Here is a 7,601-nt window from a genome sequence, read left to right on the forward strand (position 1 = left end):
CTCGCCGGCCGACTTCTGGGCGCGGCGCAGGCCGGCGCGCTTCAGGGCCGAGGCCAGCGGATCGAGGGCGCGGTCGAGGGCCTGGCCGACGCTGGCGCCGACCTGGCCGACGATCTCGGCCGGAGTCGTGGTCGCGGGCGTCTTTTCGGCCGTCTTCGGGGCGGCCTTGTCAGCGGTCGTGGTGGTCTTGGAAGGCTTGCGGGTCATTTTTTGGCCGGGGTCTGGGCGGGCGCCGAGGCGGGCGGCGCACTGTCGAGGTCGGAAACGGGGGCGGCGGCGCCGGCCGGAGCGGAGGCCGGCTCCTGCGGCGCGCCGGGGACGTCCTGGCCCTTGCCGACCAGCATCTCCACCTTGGCGCCCGAGCGCAGCTTCTCCAGCAGGTCGCGGACCTGGTCGTAGGTCAGGAAGCGCACGATCTGGGGCCGGGTCTCTTCCAGGCTGAGCGGGGCTTCCAGGCGCTTGTCCTCGACGCGCAGCACCACCCACTGGCCGTCGGAGTGGAACGGGCCGATGAGGTCGCCGGCCTTGGCGTCCTTCAGGGCGCCGGCATAGGCCTCGGGCATGACGTCGACGGTGAAGTAGCCGAGGTCGCCGCCCTTGAAGCGGGTGGCCTCGTCTTTCGAGCGCTCCATGGCCAGGGCGTCGAACGAGGCGCCGGTGGCCAAGAGCTTCTTGACGCTTTCGGCTTCGGCCTGGCTGGGCACCAGGATCTGGCGGGCGCGGATCTCTTCGGACTGCTTGGCCAGCTTCTGCTGCTCGGCGTAGAGGCCGCGGATGTTGTCCTCGGTGACGGCCTTCTCGACCATGCCCTCGACCAGCATGTCGCCGAGGATGCGCTCGCGGGCGGCCGCCAGGCGGCGCTGGGCGACGGGATCCTTGTCGAGCTTGCGCTGCATGGCTTCGGACGCCAGCAGCTTCTGGTCGACCACCTCGTCGAGGACGCGGCGGAAGAGGTCGGACGAGACGTCGAGCGGCTCGCCCTCGCCGATCAGGCCCTGCGCCACCGCCTCGCGCTTGACGTCGGAGGCCCAGACCGCGTGGCCGGCGACACGGGCCACGGCCGTGTCGCCAGGCTCGGGCGGGCGCTCGTCGACCCCGCCGCGGCCGCAGGCGGCGACCAGCAGCGCCAGGCCGAGGGCGGCGGCGACCAGAAACGGACGGGGGCGGACGGGGTGCATCGGACGCGGTTCTCCGCTGAACTCAAGAAAAGCGCTCTAGAGCGCGTCAGGCCAAAGGGGAAGCCGTTTTGGCGGCCTTGGGGTCTAAACTTCGCGTCGGGCCGCCCGGTTCTGACTGAGCGGATGGAACTCCAGGCGCTTCCAGTGGTTTCGGCGTCGCGCCCGCGCGCGTCGCGGGCATAATTCGTGCGGCGCGGGCAAGCTTGGCCGATCGATGTTTTTCGACGGCGAGGCGGGCCGGGCCTTCGTTGACACTGGGAGGGGCGGTGCTTAAGTCTCGCGCGCGCGCCGTTTTCAGTGGTTTTCCGCAACCCGGCGCAACCTCATTACCGTAGTGAAGGCCCACAAGCCTTAGCGCCGGCCTCACTAGTTCTCGCTCCGGATCCTTTCTGCATGCTCGGCTTCGCCAAAAAGCTCTTCGGTTCCTCCAACGAACGCAAGGTCAAGACGCTGCAGAGCCGCGTGGCCAAGATCAACGCGTTCGAGCCGGCGATGGCCGCCCTGTCGGACGAGGCCCTGAAGGCCAAGACCCAGGAATTCAAGGACCGCCTGGAAAAGGGCGCGACCCTCGACGACATCCTCGACGAAGCCTTCGCCGCGGTGCGCGAGGCCTCCAAGCGCGTGCTGGGCATGCGCCACTTCGACGTGCAGCTGGTCGGCGGCATGGTGCTGCACTTCGGCGGCATCTCGGAAATGCGCACCGGTGAAGGCAAGACCCTGGTCGCCACCCTGCCGACCTATCTGAACGCGCTGGCCGGCAAGGGCGTGCACGTCATCACGGTCAACGACTACCTGGCCACCCGCGACGCCGAGTGGATGGGCCAGCTCTACAACTTCATGGGCCTGTCGTACGGCATCATCGTCAACGGCCTGAGCCAAGGCGACCGCCAGCGCGCCTACAAGTCCGACATCACCTACGGCACCAACAACGAATTCGGCTTCGACTACCTGCGCGACAACCTCGTCTATGACGTGGGCGAGATGGTCCAGCGCGGCCACCACTACGTGATCGTCGACGAAGTCGACTCGATCCTGATCGACGAAGCCCGCACCCCGCTGATCATCTCGGGCCCGACCGAGGACCGCAGCGAGCTCTACAAGACCATCGACGTCCTGGTGAAGGAACTCATCAAGGACAAGACCAACTACGACCACGACGAGAAGCAGAAGCAGGTCATCCTGACCGAAGAGGGCCAGGAGCGGATCGAAGAGGTCCTGATCTCGGGCGGCCACCTGGCCGAGGACACCGCCGGCCTCTACGACGCGGCCAACATCTCGATCGTCCACCACGTCAACCAGGCCCTGCGGGCCAACGTGCTCTACACGCGCGACAAGGACTATATCGTCAAGGCCGACGAGATCGTGCTGATCGACGAGTTCACCGGCCGCATGATGACCGGCCGCCGGCTGTCGGAAGGCCTGCACCAGGCCATCGAGGCCAAGGAAGGCGCCGCCATCCAGCCCGAGAACCAGACCCTGGCCTCGGTGACCATCCAGAACTACTTCCGCCTCTACACCAAGCTGTCGGGCATGACCGGCACGGCCTCGACCGAGGCGCAGGAGTTCGACGACATCTACAAGATGGGCGTCAGCGAAATCCCGACCAACCGCGTCATCCAGCGCATCGACGACGACGATGAGGTCTACCGCACCGAGGAAGAGAAGAACCGGGCCATCCTGGTTCAGATCGCCGACTGCCACAGCCGCGGCCAGCCGATCCTGGTCGGCACCGTGTCGATCGAGAAGTCCGAAGAGCTGTCCAAGCTGCTCGACGCCTACGAGTGGGAAAACAAGGGCGCCAAGCAGAAGGGCATCCCGCACCAGGTGCTGAACGCCCGCTTCCACGAGCAGGAAGCCGGCATCGTCGCCGACGCCGGCGTGCCGGGCGCGGTGACCATCGCCACCAACATGGCCGGCCGCGGCACCGACATCCAGCTGGGCGGCAGCATCGACCTGCGCCTGTCGAAGTGGAAGATCGAGCAGCGGGGCCTGGGCATCACCGTCTCGCACGAAGACGAGCTGGCCTACCGCGCCGAGCTGGAAGCCGAGATCGCCGACGCCAAGAAGGCGGCTCTGGCCGCCGGCGGCCTGTTCGTTCTGGGCACCGAGCGCCACGAAAGCCGCCGCATCGACAACCAGCTGCGCGGCCGCACCGGCCGTCAGGGCGACCCGGGCCGTTCGAAGTTCTTCCTGTCGTGCGAAGACGATCTGCTGCGCATCTTCGCCGGCGAGCGCCTGGACGCGATCATGCGCACCTTCGGCGTCCAGGACGGCGAGGCGATCACCCACAAGTGGCTGAACGCCGCCATCGCCAAGGCCCAGACCCGCGTCGAGCAGCGCAACTACGAGATCCGCAAGAACCTCCTGAAGTACGACGACGTCGTCAACGACCAGCGCAAGGCCGTGTTCGAGCAGCGCCAGGAGTTCATGGAGAGCAGCGACCTGTCGGAAGTCATCGCCGAGATGCGCACCGACGTGGTCGAGGACCTGGTGGCCCGTCACGTGCCGCCGAAGGCCTATGCCGAGCAGTGGGACATCGAGGGCCTGCACGAGCGCGTCCAGGCGATCCTGGGCCTCGACCTGCCGCTGAAGGAATGGGCCGCCGAGGAAGGCGTCGACGACGAGGTCTTCCGCGAGCGCATCGGCAAGGCCGCCGACGAGTACGCCGCCCAGCGCGAAGTGATCATCACCCCCGAGCAGATGCGTTCGGTGGAAAAGAGCTTCCTGCTGCAGATGATCGATCTGCAGTGGCGCGAGCACCTGATGCACCTGGACCACCTGCGCAACGTCATCGGCCTGCGCGGCTATGGCCAGCGCGACCCGCTGAACGAGTACAAGACCGAAGCCTTCAGCCTGTTCGAAAAGCTGCTGGGCGACCTGCGCAGCAACACCACCCGCTGGCTGATGACGGTCGAGATCGCCTATGCCGAGCCCGAGCCCCTGCACACGCCGGAAAACCTGATCCCGGTGCACCTGGACCCGCTGACCGGCGAGAACGCGGCCCTGGCCGGCGCCCTGCCCGAAGGCCTGTCGCCGCAGCAGCGCGAGGCCCTGCCGGTCTCGGCGCTGCCGGAAGGTTGGGACCGCACCAACCGCAACGGTCCGTGCCCCTGCGGCTCGGGCAAGAAGTTCAAGCAGTGCCACGGCTCGCTGGTCTGACGACCGGCGGGTTCGAGAGAGCCTGAAACGACGAAGCCCGCCCCGGGAGACCGGGGCGGGCTTTTTCGTGGGTAGGAAACAAGTTATTGATTGCAGAAATAACTGCAGTTATTTCTGCAATCAATCTCACGGGAGCTGCACATGGATCATCTGGTAGCGTTCAGGGTGGCCGATAAGGCGCATCCAAAGCTGCATCGTATCAGCCTCGATCCAGCAACGATCGAGGCCCTACAAGGGCAGTCTGCCCATGCGCCAGCAGTCATCGTCGTACGTAAGGCTGCGATGGTCGCCGGAATGAAGGCGGGCATGATCGATCCCGTCGATGTTGTTTCCCTGGCGCACGGCGATTGGTCGAATGCCATCTTGATCCAATTGGATGAGGAGGAGGTTGAGAGGCAAAGCGCCTGGCAAGCAGCTGGTGACTCCGAGTTCCTTGTGCAGGTTGAGCGCGGTGCGCCAAATTTGGCGAAGTTAGCCGCAGAGACAGTCGCGGCTATTCGGAAAGCGGGCGTGGATGGAGAGTTGGTAGAAGGGGGCGGGGGGCGTTGGGTGAACCGACCGCTCAATACCTTCACGTTGAAGGCGCAACCGCGCGCTGGAAATCTGCATTTCACCTTGTATGGAAATCCGCAAACCTATGATGCTGCCGACTTCTTGCTGAAAGATCAGAACAGCTATTCGCGTGGGTGGGTGAAGACGTCGAAGGACGTCACACAACTGGCCGAGTTGGTCCAAATTTCTCACGCTCGCCGCAGGCGGTAGTTCAGTCGCGTCGGGGCGCTGAAAGATCCATGCCCAGCGTCGGGCCGATGCCGTTGGGATGCTCGCCGAACGGATTGCGGCCAGGGTTCGCCAGCGCGTTCAGGCGCCGGCGCAGGTCCTTGTCGACACGCACGACGTCGTCGACCGCCGCGTCCTGCTCGGCGCTTTCCTCGGACCCGCCGGGCTCGGCCAGCACCCGCTCTATGGCGGCCTGGAAACGGTCGTTCTGCGGCGTGCCGCGCTTGGGAGGGAGGTCCAGCCCGGCCAGCACGATCTCAAAGGCGTCTTCGAAGGTTTGGGCCATGCGGGCGGCTCTCCTCGGGTGGGGGAGCTTGGGCAACGCCTCATGCCGAGGACTTGTTGCGCCGCATCCGCCCCGGGAGAATGGCTTCCCACATTCCGTAAAATCCCCGCGAAAGCGGGGACCCAGGCTTTTTCTGAAAGGCTTGGCGCTCGACGATAAAACGCCTGGGCCCCCGCTTTCGCGGGGGTTTTACGGGTAGGGTAGTGCTTACTGCAGCCCCTCGCGGCCGATGGCGTAGAAGCGGTCGGCGCGCTGGCGTTTGAGTTCGGCGGGGGTGAGGACCGAGAGCTTCTTCAGCTCGTCTTCCACCGCGTCGCCGACGGCCTTGATGGCGGCTTCGGGATCCGAATGAGCGCCGCCGGCCGGTTCCTCGACGATGCGGTCGACGATGCGCAGCTTGATCAGGTCCTGCGCCGTGATCTTCATGTTGGTGGCCGCGTCCTTGGCCCGGCCGCCGTCGCGCCACAGGATCGAGGCGGCGCCTTCCGGCGAGATCACCGAATAGATCGAGTGCTCGAGGATCAGCACGCGGTTGGCGCCGGCCAGGGCGATGGCGCCGCCCGAGCCGCCTTCGCCGGTGATGGTGGTGACCATGGGCGTACCCAGGGTCAGGCAGCGTTCGGTCGAGCGGGCGATGGCCTCGGCCTGGCCGCGCTCCTCGGCGCCGAGGCCGGGATAGGCGCCGGCGGTGTCGACGAAGGTCAGGACCGGCAGGTTGAAGCGCTCGGCCATGTCCATCAGGCGCACGGCCTTGCGGTAGCCTTCGGGGCGGGCCATGCCGAAGTTGTGCTTCAGGCGGGTGGTGGTGTCGTGGCCCTTCTCGTGGCCCATGACCACGACGGGCATGCCGCGGAAGCGGCCCAGGCCGCCGACGATGGCCTGGTCGTCGGCGAACTTGCGGTCGCCGCGCAACTCGACGAAGTCGTCGATCAGGCCCGCGACATAATCGCGCAGGTGCGGCCGCTGCGGGTGGCGGGCGACCATCGTCTTCTGCCAGGCGTCGAGACCGGCATAGGCTTCCTTGCGCAGAACCTGCACGCGCTCGCGCAGGGCGACGATCTCGTTGTCGAACGCGCCGGGGCCAGCCGTCTCGGAAAGCTTGGAAAGCTCTTCGATCTTGGCTTCCAGGTCGGCGATGGGTCGCTCGAAGTCGAGATAGTGCGCGGGCATGAGTCTCTTAACGTCGCCGTTTGCGAAAGGTGGCGAACCTAGTGCGTGATGACGTCCAGGGAAAGCGCATTCGCGCCAAATTGGAACCATGGTTCCGGGCGAGGATTCCCCTCGTGATGGGATTCATCCCCAACTGAGTCCTGTTAAGAAACCGAACCCCTATGGTGAATCGCTTTGCGTTCATTATATTGGGTTTTCAAGAGCCGGTTGCGGAAGTCAGCTGGCGCTGCGGCCCCGCCCATCGAACATGGACACGGCCCGCCTGATGAGGACGGTCGTTCCCATGCAGGTGTTTACCTTCTTCTGCGTCGAGCGCGACGGCTCGGTTCCCCGTTTCGATGTCACGGCCTGCGCCGACGACAACGCCGCGCGCCTGCGCGCCGGCGAGTTGTTCGACATGCACCGCGGCTGCAACGAGGTCGAGGTCTGGCGCGGCGCCACCCACCTGTTCAAGGTCGGGGCCGGCGCGGCCGCTTAAAGATCCTTCGAAGGTTCGTCGGGGGACGGATTTCGACAAGCGCGATGCGGGCTGGGACGCCTAAGTTAGGCCTCCCAACCCGCGAGGATTCGCTCATGACCGACGTCGCCCGCCCTTCCGCCATCGCCGAGGACAGCGGCCATGGCGGCGTGCAGATCCTGATCACCGCCGGTCCGGCGCGTATCGCCGGCGATCTCAAGCCGTCGGAAGGCGGGCTCGACACCGGCCCCAATCCCCACGACCTGGTCGCGGCGGGCCTGGCGGCCTGCACCACCCAGACGCTGCGGCTCTACGCCAAGCGCAAGGGCTGGGCCCTGGGCGAGGTGCGGGTCGAGACCACCTGGCGCCGCGTCCCCAGCGCCCTGCCGGCCGACGTCTTCGACCGCGTCATCACTCTGTCCGGCGATCTCGACGAGACCCAGCGTCAGCGGCTGATGGAGATCGCCGAGGCCTGCCCGGTGCACAAGATGCTGAGCGCGGGCGTGAAGGTCGAGACGCGGGCGGGGTGACGTCCTTTGGATGCTCCCCCTCTGGGGGAGCTGTCGCGGAG

At 66.4% G+C, this 7,601-nt stretch carries 7 protein-coding genes and 1 pseudogene; 4 read left to right on the top strand and 4 right to left on the bottom strand.

Annotated elements, in window-relative coordinates; translation table 11 throughout:
- Both DMC18_RS27320 and DMC18_RS15085 read right to left on the bottom strand, forming a co-directional pair.
- Positions 1-207, bottom strand: a pseudogene (locus tag DMC18_RS27320) (bifunctional ornithine acetyltransferase/N-acetylglutamate synthase); the annotation flags it as partial.
- On the bottom strand, positions 204-1,178 hold the full coding sequence (locus DMC18_RS15085; protein ID WP_110133059.1) for a peptidylprolyl isomerase: 975 nt from the start codon (positions 1,176-1,178) through the stop codon (positions 204-206). The pseudogene DMC18_RS27320 and the gene DMC18_RS15085, both read right to left, overlap by 4 nt.
- Before the next feature lie 393 nt (positions 1,179-1,571).
- On the opposite strand from DMC18_RS15085, the gene secA reads away from it, so the two are divergent.
- Together secA and DMC18_RS15095 are read left to right on the top strand one after the other, a co-directional pair.
- On the top strand, positions 1,572-4,337 hold the full coding sequence (gene secA / locus DMC18_RS15090) for a preprotein translocase subunit SecA (RefSeq protein ID WP_110121914.1): 2,766 nt from the start codon (positions 1,572-1,574) through the stop codon (positions 4,335-4,337).
- A 141-nt stretch (positions 4,338-4,478) separates the two neighbouring features.
- The gene (locus DMC18_RS15095) at positions 4,479-5,099 is read left to right on the top strand and encodes a hypothetical protein (RefSeq protein WP_110121913.1); all 621 of its coding nucleotides are present in this window, start codon (positions 4,479-4,481) and stop codon (positions 5,097-5,099) included.
- 1 nt (position 5,100) lies between these two features.
- Here the strand turns inward: DMC18_RS15095 and DMC18_RS15100 are convergent, their stop codons facing one another.
- Positions 5,101-5,403 carry a hypothetical protein gene (locus DMC18_RS15100; RefSeq protein ID WP_110121912.1) on the bottom strand — a complete coding sequence of 101 codons (303 nt, stop codon included), beginning with the start codon at positions 5,401-5,403 and terminating at the stop codon, positions 5,101-5,103.
- A 207-nt stretch (positions 5,404-5,610) separates the two neighbouring features.
- Positions 5,611-6,573 carry an acetyl-CoA carboxylase carboxyltransferase subunit alpha gene (locus tag DMC18_RS15105; protein ID WP_110121911.1) on the bottom strand — a complete coding sequence of 321 codons (963 nt, stop codon included), beginning with the start codon at positions 6,571-6,573 and terminating at the stop codon, positions 5,611-5,613.
- A 283-nt stretch (positions 6,574-6,856) separates the two neighbouring features.
- Here DMC18_RS15105 and DMC18_RS15110 point away from each other — a divergent pair, with 283 nt between their 5' ends.
- Together DMC18_RS15110 and DMC18_RS15115 are read left to right on the top strand one after the other, a co-directional pair.
- On the top strand, positions 6,857-7,051 hold the full coding sequence (locus tag DMC18_RS15110; protein ID WP_110121916.1) for a hypothetical protein: 195 nt from the start codon (positions 6,857-6,859) through the stop codon (positions 7,049-7,051).
- A 95-nt stretch (positions 7,052-7,146) separates the two neighbouring features.
- On the top strand, positions 7,147-7,560 hold the full coding sequence (locus tag DMC18_RS15115; protein ID WP_110121910.1) for an OsmC family protein: 414 nt from the start codon (positions 7,147-7,149) through the stop codon (positions 7,558-7,560).
- Positions 7,561-7,601 lie beyond the last annotated feature (41 nt).

The sequence above is a fragment of the Caulobacter sp. D5 genome (assembly GCF_003185805.1).
In the GTDB taxonomy this organism is placed as follows: domain Bacteria; phylum Pseudomonadota; class Alphaproteobacteria; order Caulobacterales; family Caulobacteraceae; genus Caulobacter.

Bases quoted from the DNA above. Each gene is read 5' to 3' on its own strand.
- DMC18_RS15085 (WP_110133059.1), bottom strand. From the start codon at position 1,178: ATGCACCCCGTCCGCCCCCGTCCGTTTCTGGTCGCCGCCGCCCTCGGC.
- secA (WP_110121914.1), top strand. From the start codon at position 1,572: ATGCTCGGCTTCGCCAAAAAGCTCTTCGGTTCCTCCAACGAACGCAAG.
- DMC18_RS15095 (WP_110121913.1), top strand. From the start codon at position 4,479: ATGGATCATCTGGTAGCGTTCAGGGTGGCCGATAAGGCGCATCCAAAG.
- DMC18_RS15110 (WP_110121916.1), top strand. From the start codon at position 6,857: ATGCAGGTGTTTACCTTCTTCTGCGTCGAGCGCGACGGCTCGGTTCCC.
- DMC18_RS15115 (WP_110121910.1), top strand. From the start codon at position 7,147: ATGACCGACGTCGCCCGCCCTTCCGCCATCGCCGAGGACAGCGGCCAT.
- DMC18_RS15105 (WP_110121911.1), bottom strand. From the start codon at position 6,573: ATGCCCGCGCACTATCTCGACTTCGAGCGACCCATCGCCGACCTGGAA.
- DMC18_RS15100 (WP_110121912.1), bottom strand. From the start codon at position 5,403: ATGGCCCAAACCTTCGAAGACGCCTTTGAGATCGTGCTGGCCGGGCTG.